16 protein-coding genes are annotated in these 18214 nt (G+C 72.5%); 11 read left to right on the plus strand and 5 right to left on the minus strand.

The features are described from left to right. Positions 1 to 162: 162 nt before the first annotated feature. From Psi01_RS01675 to Psi01_RS01690, 4 genes are all read left to right on the plus strand, one after another. Positions 163 to 2307 carry a sulfite exporter TauE/SafE family protein gene (locus Psi01_RS01675; RefSeq protein ID WP_204062105.1) on the plus strand — a complete coding sequence of 715 codons (2145 nt, stop codon included), beginning with the start codon at positions 163 to 165 and terminating at the stop codon, positions 2305 to 2307. A gap of 230 nt (positions 2308 to 2537) precedes the next feature. After that, positions 2538 to 2798 carry a WhiB family transcriptional regulator gene (locus Psi01_RS01680; protein WP_203875305.1) on the plus strand — a complete coding sequence of 87 codons (261 nt, stop codon included), beginning with the start codon at positions 2538 to 2540 and terminating at the stop codon, positions 2796 to 2798. Positions 2799 to 2970: 172 nt separating this feature from the next. Next, entirely contained in the window at positions 2971 to 5832 is a 2862-nt protein-coding gene (locus Psi01_RS01685; protein ID WP_204062106.1) for a glycosyltransferase family 2 protein, read from the plus strand. Next, on the plus strand, positions 5829 to 7250 hold the full coding sequence (locus Psi01_RS01690) for a DUF5719 family protein (protein ID WP_204062107.1): 1422 nt from the start codon (positions 5829 to 5831) through the stop codon (positions 7248 to 7250). The genes Psi01_RS01685 and Psi01_RS01690 overlap by 4 nt, the downstream gene beginning before the upstream one ends. A gap of 15 nt (positions 7251 to 7265) precedes the next feature. On the opposite strand, the gene Psi01_RS01695 is transcribed toward Psi01_RS01690, so the two are convergent. Next, entirely contained in the window at positions 7266 to 7661 is a 396-nt protein-coding gene (locus Psi01_RS01695) for a metallopeptidase family protein (RefSeq protein ID WP_204062108.1), read from the minus strand. Positions 7662 to 7951: 290 nt separating this feature from the next. Here Psi01_RS01695 and Psi01_RS01700 point away from each other — a divergent pair, with 290 nt between their 5' ends. The 5 genes from Psi01_RS01700 to Psi01_RS01720 are packed head-to-tail and all read left to right on the plus strand — an operon-like array spanning position 7952 to position 11986. Beyond that, on the plus strand, positions 7952 to 8320 hold the full coding sequence (locus Psi01_RS01700; RefSeq protein ID WP_203875315.1) for a DUF3499 domain-containing protein: 369 nt from the start codon (positions 7952 to 7954) through the stop codon (positions 8318 to 8320). A gap of 49 nt (positions 8321 to 8369) precedes the next feature. Further along, a complete protein-coding gene (locus Psi01_RS01705) occupies positions 8370 to 9722 on the plus strand; it encodes a phosphomannomutase/phosphoglucomutase (RefSeq protein WP_204062109.1) in 1353 nt (450 codons plus the stop codon). A 4-nt stretch (positions 9723 to 9726) separates the two neighbouring features. Next, complete coding sequence (locus Psi01_RS01710; RefSeq protein ID WP_203875317.1) at positions 9727 to 9900, plus strand: Trm112 family protein; 174 nt, start codon at positions 9727 to 9729, stop codon at positions 9898 to 9900. After that, positions 9897 to 11003: an SIS domain-containing protein gene (locus tag Psi01_RS01715; protein WP_204062110.1), complete on the plus strand. Its 1107-nt coding sequence runs from the start codon at positions 9897 to 9899 to the stop codon at positions 11001 to 11003. Before Psi01_RS01710 ends, Psi01_RS01715 begins: the two co-directional genes overlap by 4 nt. Positions 11004 to 11044: 41 nt before the next feature. Further along, complete coding sequence (locus Psi01_RS01720) at positions 11045 to 11986, plus strand: cation diffusion facilitator family transporter (RefSeq protein WP_204062111.1); 942 nt, start codon at positions 11045 to 11047, stop codon at positions 11984 to 11986. A gap of 115 nt (positions 11987 to 12101) precedes the next feature. Here Psi01_RS01720 and Psi01_RS01725 read toward each other — a convergent pair whose 3' ends face one another. From Psi01_RS01725 to Psi01_RS01735, 3 genes are read right to left on the minus strand one after another with little or no spacing between them, the layout of a single operon-like run. Continuing rightward, positions 12102 to 12776, minus strand: coding sequence for a response regulator (locus Psi01_RS01725; RefSeq protein WP_204062112.1), 675 nt, complete (start codon positions 12774 to 12776; stop codon positions 12102 to 12104). Continuing rightward, positions 12773 to 13936: a sensor histidine kinase gene (locus Psi01_RS01730; protein WP_204062113.1), complete on the minus strand. Its 1164-nt coding sequence runs from the start codon at positions 13934 to 13936 to the stop codon at positions 12773 to 12775. The genes Psi01_RS01725 and Psi01_RS01730 overlap by 4 nt, the downstream gene beginning before the upstream one ends. A 35-nt stretch (positions 13937 to 13971) precedes the next feature. Continuing rightward, positions 13972 to 14358, minus strand: coding sequence for a MerR family transcriptional regulator (locus tag Psi01_RS01735; protein WP_204062114.1), 387 nt, complete (start codon positions 14356 to 14358; stop codon positions 13972 to 13974). A 100-nt stretch (positions 14359 to 14458) separates the two neighbouring features. Between Psi01_RS01735 and ahcY the strand changes: the two genes are divergently transcribed. Both ahcY and Psi01_RS01745 read left to right on the plus strand, forming a co-directional pair. Then, positions 14459 to 15886 (plus strand): adenosylhomocysteinase, encoded by a 1428-nt coding sequence (ahcY, locus tag Psi01_RS01740; protein ID WP_204062115.1) that lies wholly within the window; start codon positions 14459 to 14461, stop codon positions 15884 to 15886. Between the two features lie 93 nt (positions 15887 to 15979). Continuing rightward, complete coding sequence (locus Psi01_RS01745; protein ID WP_204062116.1) at positions 15980 to 17227, plus strand: adenosylhomocysteinase; 1248 nt, start codon at positions 15980 to 15982, stop codon at positions 17225 to 17227. 148 nt (positions 17228 to 17375) lie between these two features. Here Psi01_RS01745 and Psi01_RS01750 read toward each other — a convergent pair whose 3' ends face one another. Beyond that, a complete protein-coding gene (locus Psi01_RS01750; protein WP_204062117.1) occupies positions 17376 to 18020 on the minus strand; it encodes a DUF305 domain-containing protein in 645 nt (214 codons plus the stop codon). Between the last annotated feature and the right edge of the window lie 194 nt (positions 18021 to 18214).

Below are 18214 nucleotides of genomic sequence, written 5' to 3' on the forward strand. Positions count from 1 at the left end.
GTCTGCGCTGGCAGCGTCATCTCGGCAGATGCCGGAAGTATGCCTTTCTATAGGGTAGTGGGATACTTACGTGGTTGAAGTGCTTCCTGGGTCTACCGACGCTTAAGTCGGCCATGTGCAAAACTTGGCCCGGGTTTACCCGAGGACCCTATGGGGGTAATTGTGATCAACGTCGACGCCGGTCGGCTCCGGGAACCGGCCGCGTGGCTCATGGTCGCCGCGGCGTGCTTCGGCACGCTGGCCGACGTCAGACAGCTGCTCTTCGGGGACGCGTTCGGGGCGTCCTTCGCGGGACGCGCGGCCCTGTACCTCCCGCAGCTCGTCTCGCCGGTGACCTGGGCCCTGCTCGTCGGCGCGGTGCTGCTGGCGAGCAACTTCGGCCCGGCCGTCGCGAGGCTGAAGATCCTCGTCTACGTGGCGGCGGGCACGCTCGCGGTGTCGGTGATCTTCGGGTTCATCGGGCTGCTGGGCGGGCTGTTCAGCGGTGCCGCCAGTTTCATCGAGAAGATCGAGTTCCTGCTGGAAGGCCTGCCGCTGCTGGCGCTGAGCGCGCTCGCGCTGCTCTATCTGCTGCCGAAGGCCGTCCCCTCCGGTCCCCGGGTGACCGAGTTCCACCCCCAGAGCTTCCGCCCCGACGGGGGCTTCGGCGGCGGGCACCCGCAGCAGCCGCCCTCCTCGCCCATCCCCTCCTACGCCCCCGGCTCCGCGCCGCAGGCGCCGCCCATTCCGGGGCAGGCCCCCTTCGTTCCGGGCCCCGCGGCGCACGACCAGGCGCCGCAGGCCCCGTACGGCGCGCAGGTTCCGCAGGAGTCCTCCGCGCCCTACAACCAGCCGGCCCTCCCGCCCGCGCTGCCGCCCGCCCCGGGTGACGCGTACGCCTCCCAGGCCTCTGCCGCGCAGGCCCCGGGCTACGGCGCCCCCGCCGACGACCGGTCCTACGGCGCGCCGGCCGGTTACGGCCGGCCCCCGGCGCAGCCGTACGCCGAGCAGCAGCAGGCTCCGGCCTACGGCGAGCAGTCCTACGCGTCGCCCGCCGAGCCGCAGGCCCCGGCCTACGGTGCGCCCGCCGAGCAGCAGCCGGCCCAGCCCGCGGAGCCGCCGGCCTACACCCCGAGCCCGTACGTCGCGGCGGACGTCCAGCCGTCGGCTCCGGCCAGGCCGTACGAGCCGCCGCCGGGCTCCTACGAGCCCCCGGCCCACGCCTACGCCGCGCCCGCGGAGCAGCAGACCCCGCCGGTCCAGCCGGCCCAGTCCCAGGGGTACGTCCCCGCGCCGACGGATCCCCAGCTGTCGTCCTACGGCCAGGCCGAGCCGCAGCCGGCGGGGTACGGACAGCAGGGGAGCGCGCAGCCGTACACCCCGTCCTCGACGGAGCCTCAGCTGCCCTCCTACGGCCAGGCCGAACCGCAGCTTCAGCCGTACTCCTCCCAGGACTCGCCGTCCTCCTACGCGCCGCCGCAGCCCGAGGCCGCCCCGGCGTCGCAGCAGCAGCCGTACACCCCGGCCGACAGCCACCCCGGCCCGCCCTTCGACAGCCAGGCGCAGGCGTCCTTCCCCAAGCCCCCGGAGAACTACGGCCAGCCGCTGACGGGTTACTCCGGAGCGGAGTTCGCGCGGCAGGCCGAGCAGGTGCCGCACTACCCGGACCCGGCGGACGCCCGTTCCCAGCAGATCGCCCAGGCCTACCAGCAGGCCGAGAGCTACCAGCAGACCCAGGGCGGCGGGACCGAGCCGCAGCTGCGGGTGCCGGAGTACGGCACGCCCGGATACGACGACCCCTTCGGGCATCCGCAGGCCTCGCAGAGCTCGCCGCAGTGGGAGACGCCGCAGGCCTCGCAGAGTGCCCCCCAGTGGGAGACTCCCCAGGCCTCGCAGAGCTCGCCGCAGTGGGAGACTCCCCAGGCCTCGCAGAGCTCGCCGCAGTGGGAAACGCCGCAGGCCTCGCAGAGTGCCCCCCAGTGGGAGACTCCCCAGGTTTCGCAAAGTTCTCCCCAGTGGGAAACGCCGCAGACGTCACAGAGTGCCCCGCAATGGGACTCCCAGGCTTCGCAGAGCGCGCCCCGGTGGGAGCCGCCGGCCGCCGACGCGACACTCCGGTTCGACCCGGCCGCCTACCAGAACGACCCGCTCAACGCGCCCGCCCCGCCGCAGGGCTGGGACTCCCAGCCGCCCATCGACCCGACGGCGATCTACACGCCCGAGCGTCCCGGGCAGGTAACGAACGGGGAAAACAGTGACAGAGAAAGGCCGGGCCCCGGTCAGGAGCAGAACACGTCCTGGTACGGTTCCGACCGCAGGGAGCACTGAACGCCCCGGTTGATCCTCGCGGTCACCTGGGAAGGTTCCGTCGTCGCAGGCACGCGACGTGATAAACCGGGGAGAGCGGGTCTTTCCCCGGATAGCGGCATGCCGCTTGACGCCACACCAGCAGCACGCGTGTAATTACAAGCGTGTTGTTACGTCTTCCTCCGGGTGGGTAAGGGGGAGACGTTCATAAGGGGGGCTCCATATGCGGGCGGGCGGCAGGGAGGTGTGCAGTGACCGACCTGGTCATCGCACAGGACAGCAGCGCTGAAGAGCAGCTTGGCTGGCAGGAACGCGCGTTGTGCGCGCAGACCGACCCGGAGGCGTTCTTCCCGGAAAAGGGGGGATCGACCCGGGAGGCCAAGAAGGTGTGCCGCTCCTGTGAGGTGCGTGCCGAGTGCCTCGAATACGCGCTCGAGCACGATGAACGGTTCGGGATCTGGGGTGGGCTCTCCGAGCGGGAGCGCCGCCGGATCAAGCGTCAGGCCGTCTGAGGCGACGACGCCGAATAAGGAAATCCGAGGCGCCCCCCGGGGCGCTTGACGATATCTCGATGAGGTCACGCGGTCGTAGCCGCGTGGCCTTTTTTCGTTGGGGGGATATCGCCCCATATAAGGTGCCGTATCGTAGTCGCCCTGATCACCCCCCTTCTGAACCCCGGGACGCATGTCCAGCACCGACCCCCGCTCTCCCCGCCACATCGTCACCGCGATCGTCGTCGCCCACGACGGAGCCCGCTGGCTGAGGGAGACGCTCGACGCGCTGCTCCGGCAGACCCGCCCGGTGGACCGGGTCGTCGGAGCCGACAACGGCAGCCGTGACGGCAGCGCCGCACTGCTGACCGAGGCCCTCGGCCCGAACGCCGTGCTCTCCCTTCCCCGCTCCACCGGTTTCGGCGAGGCCGTCGCCGAGGTGCTCGACCGGCTGGAGCCGGCCGGGGGACGCGAGTGGATCTGGCTGCTCCACGACGACTGCGCCCCGGACGCGCGGGCGCTGGAGACCCTGCTGCGGGCCGCCGACCAGGACCCCAAGGCGGCGGTGCTGGGCCCCAAGCTCCGCGACTGGCTGGACCGGCGCCTGCTGCTGGAGGTCGGCGTCACCGTCGACCGGACCGGCCGCAGGGACACCGGGCTGGAGGCCCGCGAGTTCGACCAGGGGCAGTACGACGGCATCCGGGACGTGCTGTCCGTCTCCACCGCCGGGATGCTGATCCGCCGCGACGTCTGGGACGAGGTGGGCGGGCTCGACCCCTTCCTGCCGATCTTCCGGGACGACCTGGACCTGTGCTGGCGGGTCCGCTCGGCCGGGCACCGGGTGCAGAACGTCACCCGGGCCGTCGCCTGGCACGCCGAGGCCGCCCACCGGCGCCGGCGCCGCATCACCGTCAGCGGCGACCACCCCCGCCGCCTGGACCGCCGCAACGCCATGTTCGTGGTCCTGGCGAACCTGCCGCTGCGGCCCCTGCTGTGGGCGCTGCTGCGCAACATCGCCGGCTCGTCCTTCCGCGCGCTGCTGTTCCTGGTGGCCAAACAGCCCGCCAACGCGCTCGACGAGATCGTCGCGCTCGGCTCCATCCTCGCCCACCCGGTGCGGATGTTCAGGGCGCGCCGGGCCCGCGCCAGGGGCAGGAGGCAGAACCACGCCGCGATCCGCAGGCTGCTCACCCCGCCGGGGGCGGGCTACCGGCGCCTGGCCGACCGGGTCCAGAGCTATCTGGCCGGATCGGGGTTCGTGGAGTCGGCCGGACGGCACCACGCGATGGCCGCGGCGGAGGACGGGGAGGAACTGCTCACCGACGACGCCGGGATGATGCGGCGCGTCCTGCGCAACCCGGGCGTGCTGCTGTTCATCGCCCTGCTGCTGGTCACACTGCTCGCCGAGCGAGGCCTGATCGGCGGCGTCCGGCTGGGCGGCGGCGCGCTCGTGCCGGTGACCGGCGGATCGGCCGACCTGTGGCGGCTCTACACCGAGGGCTACCACACGGCCGGGCTGGGCAGCGACGGCTGGGCCCCGCCGTACGTGGCGGTGCTGGCCGCGCTGTCCACGGTGCTGTTCGGCAAGACCTGGCTGGCGGTCTCGGTGCTGCTGCTCGGCTGCGTCCCGCTGGCCGGGATCTCCGCCTATGCGGCGACCCGCTCGATGATCCCCGGCAGGTGGACCCGCGTCTGGCTGGCCTCCTCCTACGCCCTGCTGCCGGTTGCCACCGGGGTGGTCGCGGCCGGGCGGCTGGGCACCGCGGTGGTCTTCGTCCTGCTGCCCGTCTACGCGGCGCTGGCCACTGAGATCCTCACCGCCGAGCCGCGCAGGGCCCGGCGCGCCGCCTGGGCCCTCGGGCTCGCCCTGGCGATCGGTACGGTCTTCGCCCCGCTGGTCTACCCGCTGACCCTGCTGCTCGGCGCCCTGGCGGCGCTGGCCTTCCCGCGCAGGGGCGTCGTCGTCTCGATGGCCGTGGCGTTCGGCGTGCCGGTGGCGTTGCTGCTGCCCTGGCTGGCCGAGGTGACCGCCGAGCCCGGCCGGCTGCTGCTGGAGGCGGGCCTGCACCAGCCCTCCCTGGTGGACCCCGCGCTGCCCGCCGCGTCCCTGCTGCTGCTCAGCCCCGGAGGCCCGGGCATGCCGCCGCTGTGGGTGACCGGCGGCCTCATCGCCGCCTGCCTCGCCGCGCTGCTCATGCGCCGCAACCGGATGGTGATCGCGATCGGCTGGGGCGTCGCCCTGTTCGGCGTGCTGGTGGCCATCCTGGTCAGCCGTACCCAGGTCACCTCGATCAACGGCGACACCGAGGCGCCGGCGTGGCCGGGCGTGCCGCTGGCCTTCGCCGCCACCGGGATGCTGGTGGTGGCCGCGCTCACCGCCGACCGCATCGCCGAGTTCCGCGCGGCCGGAGGGCTGCGCCGCGTCGCCGCCCTGCTGGTCGTGCTGGTCGCCTTCTCCACCCCGCTGCTCGCGGCGGGCATGTGGGTCACCCGGGGAGTGCCCGGCCCGATCGGCGGCGAGACGCGCGACGTGGTGCCCGCGCTGGTGGCGGCCAGGTCCACGGACGGCGAGCGGACCCTGCTCCTGCGCTCGGACGGCGCCGGCCTGACCTTCACGGTGCTGAGCGGCCGCACGCCGATCATCGGCGAGGCCGACATCCCCACCCCCGCCGGACCCCGTGACCAGGTCGGCGTCGCCGCGGCCGGGCTGATCTCGGGCCGCGGGGGCGACGACGCCCGGGTGCTCGCCGCCCACGGCGTGCGGTTCGTGGTGGTGGTGCGCCCGGTGAGCCCCGAGGTCGGCCACGCCCTGGACTCCCAGCCCGCGCTGGCCAGGATGAGCCTCTCCCGCGACCTGGGCGTGTGGCGGCTGACCCAGCCCGTGGCGGCGCCGCCCACCCCCGAGGGCGACCCCTGGCGCGCCCGCTGGCTGTGGGCCCAGGCGGCGATGGTGCTGCTGGTCATGATCCTGGCCGCGCCCGGCTCGCGCGCCGCCGACCGCGAGGTCGTCCCGCTGGAACTGCCCGAGACCGCGAGGGAGCTGGCGACCCGGTGAAGTCCCTGATCGAGAACCGGTTCGGCCTGCTCGTCCTGGTGCTGGTGGCGCTGCTGGCGCTGTACGGCACGGCCTCGGCCACCCGGCCCGGCCCGGCGGCGCAGCAGCCCCCCGGCCCCCGCAAGGTCCCCGTCGCCTCCGTGACGGCCGTCTGCCCCGACCCCGCCGAGGCCCAGGTCGGGGTCGTCACACCGGCGGACGGCGGGATCACCGGACCGGGCGCGACGACGGTCACCGCGGGGCAGAAGGTCCTGGGCACCGTGGACGCCCCGGGACGGCCCTGGTACGACGAGATCCCCGCCAAGACCGGCCCCGTCACGGTGGCCGCCACCGGCAGCAGCGCCGCCGGCCTGGAGGCGGCCCAGACCCGCAGGGAGACCTCGGGGGGCATGCGGGGCCTGGCCGGGGCGCGGTGCGCGGAACCGGCCGCCTCCACCTGGCTGGTCGGACCGGGGCCCGCCGCGGCCGAGGTCACGCTGCACCTGACCAACGCCGACCTCGCCCCGGCCGTCGTGGAGATCCTCGTCTACTCCGGCGAGGGGCCGGTGACCGGCGACGCCTCGGGCACCGTCACCGTCGGGCCCGGAGAGAGCCGCGCGGTCAACCTCAAGGAGCTGGCCCCCTCGCCGCTCGTCATGGCGGTCGAGGTCCGCGCCGTCTCCGGCCGGGTCGCCGCCGCGGCCCGCGCCGTCATGAACGGCGGCAAGGGCGTCGACTGGCTGCCCCCCGCAGCGCCCCCGGCCACCAGCGTCGTCGTGCCGGGCGTGCCCGGAGGCGGCGGGAAGCGCGAGCTGCTGGTCGCCTCACCCGCCGAGGCCGACACCCTGGTCGAGGTCAGGGCGCTGACCCCGGACGGCACCTACGCGCTCAAGGGCCGCGAGCTGGTCGAGGTGCCCGCCGGTTCGGTCGCCACGGCCGACCTGTCCACCGGCATCGGCGGCCAGCCCGCCGCGCTCGTGCTCACCTCGGACAGCCCCATCGTGGCCGGGGTGATCGTCACCGGGACGGGCAAGAAGCCCGACGTGGCCTTCACGGCCGGAGCGCCCGCGCTCGACCTGGGGAGCGTCGTGGCCGACAACCGCACCGGCAAGGACAAGAGCTCCCGGCTGCTGCTGGCCGCGCCCGAGACGGCGGGCCGGGTGAGCGTCCAGGTCCTGCCCCGCTCGGGCGAGGCGCCCGAGCCGCTCCAGGTGGACATCGCCCCCGCCCGGGTCGAGGAGGTCAAGCTCCCCAAGACCGACGGCGCCTTCGCGGTGGTGGTGCTGCCGCTGCCGGACTCGGGGCCGGTGTACGGCGGGCGGGTGATGGACGAGAAGCTCAAGGACGGGCTCGCGCTGACCGTCCAGCCCCTGGCCGCGGCCCGCATGTGGGCGCTGATCCCCCCGATCACCGAGTCGACGGCGGTCGTCCTGCCCTGATGGGGAGGGTCCGGGTCAGTCGCGGTCGTCGTAGCCGGGGTCCACGGACTCCGGGGACAGGCCGAGGAGGCCGGCCACCTGCTCCACCACGGTGTCGTGCACCATCGCGCCGAGCTGGTCGCGGTCCTGGGCCCTGGCCTCCAGCGGGCGCCGGTAGACGATGACGATGGCGGGACGGCCGGAGGCGGCGGGCTCCACCCGGCCGAACGGGATCGGGTCACCGGTGATCGCCCCGGGGCCGTCGCCGAGGTCGCGGGCCGGGGGCACCTCCTCGACCGCGAACTCCACCGACGCCAGCTGCCGCCCCCAGCGGGGCCTGAGCCGGTCCACGGCGTCCAGGACGAGGTCGTCGAAGCGCTCGCTGCGGGACTTGGCGATCGGGATGTGGGAGGGCGCCAGAGGGCCGCGCATGCCCCGACCGTGACGGTCGCGCCTGCGGGGGGAGCGGGGTCTTCCGGGTGCCGAACTCACGGCTCAAGCTTAGACATGCTCACCGGCGAAACGTGAAGGATCACGACACGTGACGGTGTGAGAGATCTAGGCGCGGGTATGGGCCGGGCTCCCGGGGCGTGCCGGATGAGCGTTCCGCGAGCCGTACGAGGGGCGCGAGAGTCGGAAGAGGTGTCCGAATTGTGGCGACACGCTCGTTAAGAGCGCTCAGATAGTGGCGCCTCGGACGCTTACCGGATACGGTCACCACCGTGAGCCCCGTCCGCCGCTGTTCCCGCACCGCGTGCAGTCAGCCTGCCGTTTTCACGCTCACGTACGTCTACGCCGATTCGACCGCTGTTCTCGGGCCCTTGGCGACGTACGCCGAGCCGCACTGTTACGACCTGTGCGCCGAGCATGCCGAGCGCCTGACCGCACCGCGCGGCTGGGAGGTCGTCCGCCTTCCCACCGACGGCGTGTCGCCGAGCACGGACGACCTGGAGGCTCTCGCCAACGCCGTGCGCGAGGCGGCCCGGCCCACCCCGGCCGGCGGCGCCGAGCCGGTCGGCCAGGCGGTCGAGGTCGGCCGGCGCGGACACCTGCGTGTGCTGCGCTCGGCGCAGCCCCAGCGCGACCGCTGACCCCCTAGGCTGGGGGTCCGGCAGAAACGACACAGGGGGCGGAGCTGGAGTGGGCGACCTCGCCAAGATCTTCAAGGCGTACGACGTTCGGGGCGTCGTACCGGGTGAACTCGACGAGGAGACCGCCGAGGCCGTCGGCGCCGCCTTCGTGGAGGTGATCGGGGCGGACCGGCTCGTGACGGCCCACGACATGCGCACCTCCTCCGGACCGCTGGCGGCCGCGTTCGCCCGGGGGGCGACCGCCCGGGGCGCCGGCGTCGTGCACGCCGGCCTCGGCTCGACCGACCTGCTCTACTACGCCAGCGGCAGTCTCGGCCTGCCCGGCGTGATGTTCACCGCCAGCCACAATCCGGCCCGCTACAACGGCATGAAGATGTGCCGCGCGGGCGCCGTGCCGATCGGCGGGGACACCGGGCTCACCGAGATCCGCGACCGGGCCGCGGCGATCCTGGCGGCCGGGGGCCCCGGCGAGGGCGCCGGGGGAGTCACCGAGCAGAACCTGCTGCAGGGCTACGCCGAGCACCTGCGCAAACTGGTCGACCTGTCCGGCATCCGGCCGCTGAAGGTCGCGGTCGACGCCGGCAACGGCATGGGGGGATACACCGTCCCGGCGGTCTTCGAGGGCCTGCCGATCGAGACGGTCCCGCTCTACTTCGAGCTGGACGGCACCTTCCCCAACCACGAGGCCAACCCGATCGAGCCGGAGAACCTGCGCGACCTGCAGAAGGCCGTGATCGACACCGGCGCGGACATCGGGCTCGCCTTCGACGGCGACGCCGACCGCTGCTGGGTCGTCGACGAGCGGGGCGAGTCGGTCTCCCCCTCGACGATCACCGCGCTGGTGGCCTCGCGCGAGCTGGTCAAGCACCCGGGTTCGGTGATCATCCACAACCTGATCACCTCGCGGGGCGTCCCCGAGATCGTCGCGGAGCGCGGCGGCACGCCGGTCCGCACCCGGGTGGGCCACTCCTTCATCAAGGCCGAGATGGCCGCGACCGGGGCGGTCTTCGGCGGCGAGCACTCCGCCCACTACTACTTCAGGGACTTCTGGTTCGCCGACTCCGGCATGCTGGCCGCCATGCACGTGCTGGCCGCGCTGGGCGAGCAGGACCTGCCGCTGTCGGACATCCTGGCCGACTACGCCCGCTACACCGCCTCCGGCGAGATCAACAGCACCGTCGCCGACCAGGCGGCCGCGACGGCCCGGGTCAGGGAGGTCTTCGCCGCCCGCGAGGGCGTCACCTTCGACGAACTGGACGGCCTGACCGTGTCCGGTCCCGGATGGTGGTTCAATCTTCGTCCGTCCAACACCGAGCCGCTGCTCCGGCTGAACGCCGAGGCGGCCGACGAGATTCAGATGGCAGCGATCAGGGACGAAGTCCTGGCTGTCGTGAGGAGCTGACCGCGTGAAGATCGACGACTGGCTGCTGGAGATCCTGGCCTGTCCGAACTGCAAGTCCCCGCTGCGCGCCGAGCCGGAGGCGGACGAGCTGTCGTGCACCTCAGAGGCCTGCGGGCTCGTCTATCCCGTCCGCGACGACATCCCGGTGCTGCTGGTGGACGAGGCGCGCAAGCCGTGAGCTGGGAGGCCGACCGGCTCGACGACGTCCGGTCGCTGGACGACGGCGACCCGGAGGGCATGCTGCGCGCGGTGGCCGCCTCGGCCGCGCAGGTGCGCACCTCCTACCGGGCCGCCCATGAGGCGGGCGTGCCGTCCGTGGCCGGGGACGGCCGTCCCAGGGCCATCGTGGTGGTGGGCATGGGCGGCTCCGGCATCGCCGGGGACGTCCTCGAAGCGGTGTGCGGCAACGGCATCCCGCTGCCGATCGTGACCGTGCGGTCCTACCGGCTGCCGGGCTGGGTGGGGGCGACGGACCTGGTCGTCGCGGTGTCGCACTCGGGCGCCAGCGAGGAGACGGTCGCCCTGGCGACCGAGGCGGTGCGCCGCGGCTGCCGCCTGCTCGCCGTGGGCGGCGCCGGCTCCCCGCTGGAGGCGATCGCCCGGCAGGCCGGCGCCCTGTTCGTCCCCGTCGTCTCGCAGGGCCAGCCGCGCGCCGGGCTCTGGGCGCTCTCGGTCCCGCTGATCGTCGCCGCGTCCGCGCTGGGCCTGGTCCAGGCGGACGAGGAGGCGTTCGAGTCGGCGGCGGGCCGGCTGGAGGAGATCGCGCACCGCTGCCGCCCGGCGAGCGATTCGTTCATCAATCCCGGAAAGTCGCTGGCCATGGAGCTGGCCGAGAGCGTGCCGATGATCTGGGGCTCCTCGGGGCCGGCCTCGGTGGCGGCCCACCGGTGGGCCTGCCAGCTCAACGAGAACGCCAAGTACCCGGCGATCTGGGGCGAGATCCCCGAGGTCGGCCACAACCAGGTGGTCACCTTCGACGGCCCGCTGGCCGAACGCGACATCTTCGCCGACGAGGCCGGTCGCACGCTGCGACTGGTCGTGCTGCGCGATGTGGAGGAGCACCCGCAGGCGGCCCGGCGGCGCGAGGTGTCGGTACGGCTGGCGCAGGACCGCGGCGTCCCGGTCACCGAGGTCCTCGCCGAGGGACTGCACCCGCTGGAACGGCTGGCGACGCTGATCGGGCTGGGGGATTACGCGAGTACGTACCTCGCTCTGGGGTACGGCATCGATCCGACCCCGGTGTCGGTGATCAACGAACTCAAGGCGAGAATTTCCCAATAGGATCCTGTCGCGACTTTTCCGGATAACGAGTGGAGGCTGCCGTGAGCGCGGGCGGCGGTACAAGAGCGATCATTGCGGCACTCGCCGCGAACCTGTCCATTGCCGCGGCGAAGTTCGTCGCGTTCGCTTTCACCGGCTCGTCGGCGATGCTCGCCGAGGGCATCCACTCGGTGGCCGACTCGGGCAACCAGGCGCTGCTGCTGATCGGCGGCAAGCGGGCGGCCCGGGAGCGCACTCCCGAGCACCCCTTCGGCTACGGCCGCGAACGCTACTTCTACGCCTTCGTCGTGGCGGTGGTGCTGTTCACCATCGGTGCGGTGTTCTCTCTGTACGAGGGCTGGCACAAGATCTCCCACCCCGAGGCCATCGAGAGTCCGCAATGGGCCTTCGGCGTGTTGATCTTCGCGATCATCGCCGAGACGTTCTCCTTCCGGACCGCGATCAAGGAGTCGAACGCGGTCCGCGGCAACCAGTCCTGGGTCGCGTTCATCCGCCGCTCGAAGTCCCCCGAGCTGCCGGTCATCGTCCTGGAGGACCTCGGCGCGCTGCTCGGCCTGATCTTCGCGCTGTTCGGCGTGACCATGGCCGTGGTGACCGACAACGCGGTCTGGGACGGCATCGGCACCCTGATGATCGGCGTCCTGCTCGCGGCCATCGCGGTCATTCTGGCGATCGAGACCAAGTCGCTGCTCATCGGCGAGGGCGCCGGTCCCGAGGTCGAGAAGAGGATCTGCGACGCCCTGCAGAGCACCCCCGAGGTCTCCCGGATCATCCACATGCGCACGCTGCACCTGGGTCCGGAGGAGATCCTGGTCGCCGCCAAGATCGCGGTGGAGCACAACGACACGGCCGCCGACGTGGCCCGCGGCATCGACGAGGCCGAGCGCCGCGTCCGCGAGGCCGTCCCGGACGCCCGGGTGATCTATCTGGAGCCCGACCTCTACCGGCAGGATCGCGCCGCCGCCCCCAGCGGCTCCGCCTGACCCGGTCCGCGACCGCACGCCGTACCGCCCGGAAGATCCGGGAGGTACGGCGTTCGCGTTCCGGCGGCCGTCCCGGCGCCGCGGCGCGCCCGCGCGGCCCGGCCGGACCGCCGTTTCAGGAGTGCGGCACGACGAGACCGGTCTCGTAGGCGTGGATCACCGCCTGGGTGCGGTCGCGCAGGCCCAGCTTGGCCAGGATCCGGGCGACGTGGGTCTTCACGGTGTGCTCGGTGACCACGAGCGCGGCGGCTATCTCGCCGTTGGACAGGCCCTGGGCGATCAGGCGGAGCACCTCGGTCTCCCGGGGGGTCAGCGGGCCGGCGCCGGGCCGGGGCCGCCGCTGCCGGGCGAACTCGGCGATCAGCCGCCGGGTGATCCTCGGGGCGAACAGCGCCTCGCCCCGGGCCACCGTACGCACCGCCTCGGCCAGGTCGTTCGCACGGACGTCCTTGAGCAGGAACCCGCTCGCCCCCGCGGTGAGCGCGTCGTACACGTAGTCGTCCAGGTCGAACGTGGTGATCATGATCACCTTGGTCGTCCCGGTCTCCAGGATCCGGCGGGCCGCCTCGATCCCGTCCATCTGCGGCATCCGGATGTCCAGCAGGGCGACGTCCGGACGGGTGTCCCGGGCCAGCAGGACGGCCTGCGCGCCGTCCGGGGCGGTGCCGACCACGGTGAGGTCGGGCTGGGCGTCGAGCACCGCCGCGAAGCCGCGCAGCACGATCGGCTGGTCGTCGGCGACGAGCACGCGGACCGGCCCGTCCGGAGTCTCGGGTCCCGCGGCGGTCATTCCAGCGGGAGTCCCGTCTGGATCAGGAAACCGCCGCCGGGGCCCGGTCCTGCGGTGAACCAGCCGCCGAGGGCGAGCGCCCGCTCCCGCATCCCGACCAGCCCGTGCCCGCCGGAGTCGTCGCCGGAGGGCCCCGGGCCGTTGTCGGCGATGCGCAGGACCAGCATGTCGGGGCGGTAGGCCACCTCGATGGAGACCCGGGCCCCCGGAGCGTGGACGCGGACGTTGGTCAGCGCCTCCTGGACGATCCGGTAGGCCGAGACGTCCACGGCCTGCGGCGGCTGGACCGGCTCGCCGACCACGTCCAGGTCGACCTCGCCGTCGTGCTGCCCGATCAGCTCGGGAAGCCGCGCCAGCCCCGGTTGCGGCGCGGTCTCCGGAGCGTCCGGGATGTCGGCGCGGAGCACGCCGAGCAGGCGGCGCATCTCGGTGAGGGTGGACCGGGCGCTCGTCGCGATGTCGGCGAACTCCTGTTTCGCCCGCTCGTCGAGGCCGGGGATCGTGTAGGGCGCGGTCTCGGCCTGGACGGCGACCATCGAGATCGAGTGGGCCACGATGTCGTGCATCTCCCGGGCGATCCTGGCCCGCTCGGCCATCGCCGCCTGCTCCTTCAGGCTCTCCAGCCTGTCGGCTCTCACCTCCTCGACCTCTGTACGGCTCCGCCGTACGTCCGCCAGGAGCGCCGTCGCCGCGATCACGCCCAGCAGGGCGAGGGCCACGGCCCCCCATTCGCGCAGGTACTCGTACGACCAGAGGTACACGACGGCCGCGACGGCCGCCGCCAGGAGCGCGCCGACACCCGCCGTCAGGGTCCAGGCGGCCCTGCGACGGAGTGTGCGCAGGATCGTGTAGAAGGAGAGCACTCCCGAGATCGCGATGGCGACGGAGGGCATGCGCACATCCGCCAGCACCAGCCAGACCGCCCCCGTGAAGGTCAGTGCGACGGCCAGCCACGGCTGGGAGCGGCGGATCGCCAGCGGGGCGGTGGCCAGCACAGCGGGCGGCAGGGTGGTGATCGAGTGGCCTCCCGCGATGAGCTCCAGGCACGCGGCGACCGCGAGGAAGGCGGCGACGGCGGCGTCGGCGAGCGGTAATGAGGCGGGGCGCCCGACGCCGAGGGAGGCCAGCCGTTCCTCGGCCCGGCCCAGCTTGATGTCCATGGGGGAATCCTCCGGCGTCGGTGAGTCCGCTGTCGTCACTCCTGGGAGCGATCTCGCAGGTGGCGGCCCGGCTCTGCGCGGCCCGGCTCTGCGCGGCCCTGGAGCAGGCGCAGGGCCTTCTCCTTCTCGAAGTCCAGCGCCCGGCGCGGAGCCTGCAGGCGGCCGATCCGCAGGCCGAGATCGCGTACGGCCTGCGCGACCGCGGGCTCGCTCAGCACCCGCAGCGCGAAGGACAGCTCGCCGGGGGAGATGTCGAAGCGCCGTTCCAGCTCCACGCCCTGGGCCACGGCCGACAGCTCCTCGGGCCCGAACCGGCGGTGCGCCCCCTGCTCCCGGACAGGGGGGAGCAGGCCCAGCGATTCCCGGTAACGGAGCATTCTGGGAGACATGCCCAGCCGCTTGGCGGCCTCGGTAATCCGCATTCTGACAATCTTATGTCACTTTACCCCTCCTCGCGGTGCGTCCGCCCTCCGGCCGCGTTTAGACTCGCAGGCGTTGACTTTCCGGTAGAGGGGTAACCACATGGACTTCAAGGTCGCCGACCTTTCCCTTGCGGCCTTCGGGCGCAAGGAGATCCAGCTCGCCGAGCACGAGATGCCCGGTCTGATGGCCGTCCGCAAGGAGTACGCCGCCGCGCAGCCGCTGGCCGGGGCGAAGATCATGGGCTCGCTGCACATGACCATCCAGACCGCCGTGCTCATCGAGACGCTGGTCGCGCTCGGCGCCGAGGTCCGCTGGGTGAGCTGCAACATCTTCTCCACCCAGGACCACGCGGCCGCGGCCGTCGTCGTCGGCCCCGACGGCACCGTCGACGACCCCAAGGGCGTCCCGGTCTTCGCCTGGAAGGGCGAGACCCTGGAGGAGTACTGGTGGTGCACCGAGCAGGCCCTGAACTGGCCCGGCGGTGAGGGCCCCAACATGATCCTCGACGACGGCGGCGACGCCACCCTGCTCGTCCACAAGGGCGCCGAGTACGAGAAGGCCGGTGCCGTCCCCAGCGCCGCCGAGGACGACCCGGAGGAGTGGAAGATCATCCTCGATCTGCTCCGCCGTACGGTCACCGCCGACAAGAAGTGGACCGAGATCGCCTCGCGCATCAAGGGCGTCACCGAGGAGACCACCACCGGCGTCCACCGCCTGTACGAGATGTTCAAGGCCGGCACGCTGCTCTTCCCGGCGATCAACGTCAACGACTCGGTGACCAAGTCGAAGTTCGACAACAAGTACGGCTGCCGCCACTCGGTCATCGACGGCCTCAACCGGGCCACCGACGTGCTGATCGGCGGCAAGGTCGCGGTCGTGTGCGGCTACGGCGACGTCGGCAAGGGCTGCGCCGACGCGCTGCGCGGCCAGGGCGCCCGCGTCATCGTCACCGAGATCGACCCGATCTGCGCCCTCCAGGCCGCCATGGACGGCTTCCAGGTCACCACCCTGGAGGACGTCGTCGAGATCGCCGACATCTTCGTCACCACGACCGGCAACTTCAACATCATCACGGCCGACCACATGTCCCGGATGAAGCACAACGCGATCGTGTCCAACATCGGCCACTTCGACAACGAGATCGACATGGCCGGTCTGGCGAAGATCCCCGGCATCGTGAAGGACGAGGTCAAGCCGCAGGTCCACACCTGGACCTTCCCCGACGGCCACTCCATCATCGTGCTCGCCGAGGGCCGGCTGATGAACCTGGGCTGCGCCACCGGCCACCCCTCCTTCGTCATGTCGAACTCCTTCACCAACCAGGTGATCGCCCAGATCGAGCTGTTCACCAAGACCGAGGAGTACCCGATCGGCGTCTACGTGCTGCCCAAGCACCTGGACGAGAAGGTCGCGCGCCTGCACCTCGACGCCCTGGGCGTGAAGCTCACCGAGCTGACCAAGGCCCAGGCCGACTACATCGGCGTCCCGGTCGAGGGCCCCTACAAGCCCGAGCACTACCGCTACTGAGTCACCGGGCCACCGATACCGGGTCACCGAGCCGGATCGTTCAGCCTGAAAGGCCCCCGCGCGAGCGCGGGGGCCTTCGCGGATCAAGGGGAGATGTTGGACAGCGCGCTGGTGGAGTCCGGGGAACGGCGGATCGGCTGGGCGGCGCGGGCGATGCCCGTGCTCACCGCGATCGGGGCCCGGTTCGCGGCCGAGCGGCCGCTGGAGGGGCTGCGCGTGGCCGCGTGCCTGCACGTCACCGCCGAGACCGCGGTGCTCATGGGCGCGCTGAAGGCCGGCGGGGCCGAGATCGCGCTGGCCGCCTCCAACCCGCTGTCCACCCAGGACGACGTGGCCGCCGCGCTGGCCGACTACGGGATCGCGGTCCACGCCCGGGCCGGGGTCGACCGGGACGCCTACTACCGGCACATCCACCAGGCGCTCGACATCGCCCCGGCCGTCGTCCTCGACGACGGCTGCGACCTGGTGAACATCCTGCACACCGAGCGGACCGAACTGCTCGACGGGGTCCTCGGGGGCTGCGAGGAGACCACGACCGGCATCATCCGCCTGCGGCAGATGGCCGCCGAGGAGGCCCTGCGCTTCCCGATGGTCGCGGTCAACGACACCAGGACCAAGCGGATGTTCGACAACCGGTACGGCACCGGCCAGTCCACGGTCGACGGCATCATGCGCGCCACCAACACCCTGCTGGCGGGCAAGACGGTGGTGGTCGCGGGCTTCGGCTACTGCGGCAGAGGCGTGGCCGAGCGGGCCAGGGGGCTGGGCGCCCGGGTGGTGGTCACCGAGATCGACCCGGTCAAGGCGCTGGACGCCTCGCTGCAGGGCTACGACGTGCGGCCGATGGCCGGTGCGGCCCGGGAGGGGGACGTGTTCGTCACGGTCACCGGGAACCGCGACGTGATCAGGGGCGAGCACCTGGCCGTGATGAAGGACGGCGCGATCCTGGCCAACGCCGGTCACTTCGACGTCGAGATCGACGTGCGCGCCCTGGACGAGCTGGCGCAGGCCGTGCACCGCGGGGTCCGCCCGAACACCGACGAGTACGTCCTGGCCGACGGCCGCAGGCTCCTGCTGCTGGCCGAGGGCCGCCTGGTCAACCTGACGGCCGCCGAGGGCCACCCGGCGGCGGTGATGGACATGTCCTTCTCCGCCCAGGCGCTCGCGGTCGCCTGGCTGGTCCGGGAACGGCCGTCGGGGCTGGAGCCCGGGGTCTACGACGTCCCCGAGGAGGTGGACGTCGAGGTGGCCCGCCTGAAGCTGGCCGCCGCCGGGATCGAGGTGGACGACCTGACCCCCGAGCAGGAACGCTATCTGCACTCCTGGCGGGCGGGTTCCTGACGCGCGCTCCTGAGCGGGCCGGAGGCCCCGAGGCCGTCACAGCATGCTCCGGGACCGTACGGCGTGCTTCCGACCGTACGGCGTGCTTCCGGGACCGTACGGCGGACTGAGGGGCACGCCCGGGGTCCCCGAAGTCACGTCCGGCGGGTCACATCCCCTCCTGCATGGCGAGCATGCGGCGGATCTCGGCGCTCTGGGTCGAGGTGACGTCGGCGGCGAGCTCCTGGATCGTGATGTGGGAACCGCCGATGAAGACCCGCTGGGACATCGCGATCGCGCCCTGATGGTGGGCGATCATCAGCTGGAGGAAGAGCCGGTCGAACTCCTCGCCCGAGGCGGCCTTCAGAGACTCCATCTGCTCGGGCGTGGCCATGCCGGGCATGCCCTCGTGGTGGGCGTGGTGGTCGGGCACCCGCTGCCCCTGCTGCTGCAGCCAGGTGGTCATGAACTGGATCTCCGGCCCCTGGGCGTCCCGGATGCGCGAGGCGAGGCCCTTCAGCGTGGCCGACCGGGCGCGGGAGGGGGCCAGGACCGCCATGTCGAGGGCCTGCCGGTGGTGGACGATCATGTCCTGGACGTACTTGACGTCCACGGCGTTGGCGGAGGGGGCGGCCACGATGGTCGCGGCCTCGCTCGGGCTGATCGTCCTGGCCGCCTCGCCGGGCCGGCCGGGTACGACGATGGGGGCGGTCGACCTGGCGGAGGGGGGCGACTCGGCCTGGGCGCTGCAGGCCGAGAGGAGGGCGACGAGGGACAGGACGGAGATGGCCACGGGGATCGGCGCGGCGCGCACCCGGCCTCCTTCACGGGAAAGGGTTCGTGCCTGGCAACCTAACCCGCGGTGATCCGCCGGGTAAAGACAGCGTTCCCGCCGCCTGTCGTACGGTTCAGGCGGGATGGGGTGACAGGACGCTACACGGTACAACTGCGGATTGTCAGGGTAAAGATGTCAAAGTAGATGTTTCTCCTTACACGGTGCCGTCTGGC

This window comes from Paraplanobispora siamensis, from assembly GCF_016863175.1.
Classification (GTDB): Bacteria; Actinomycetota; Actinomycetes; order Streptosporangiales; family Streptosporangiaceae; genus Planobispora; species Planobispora siamensis.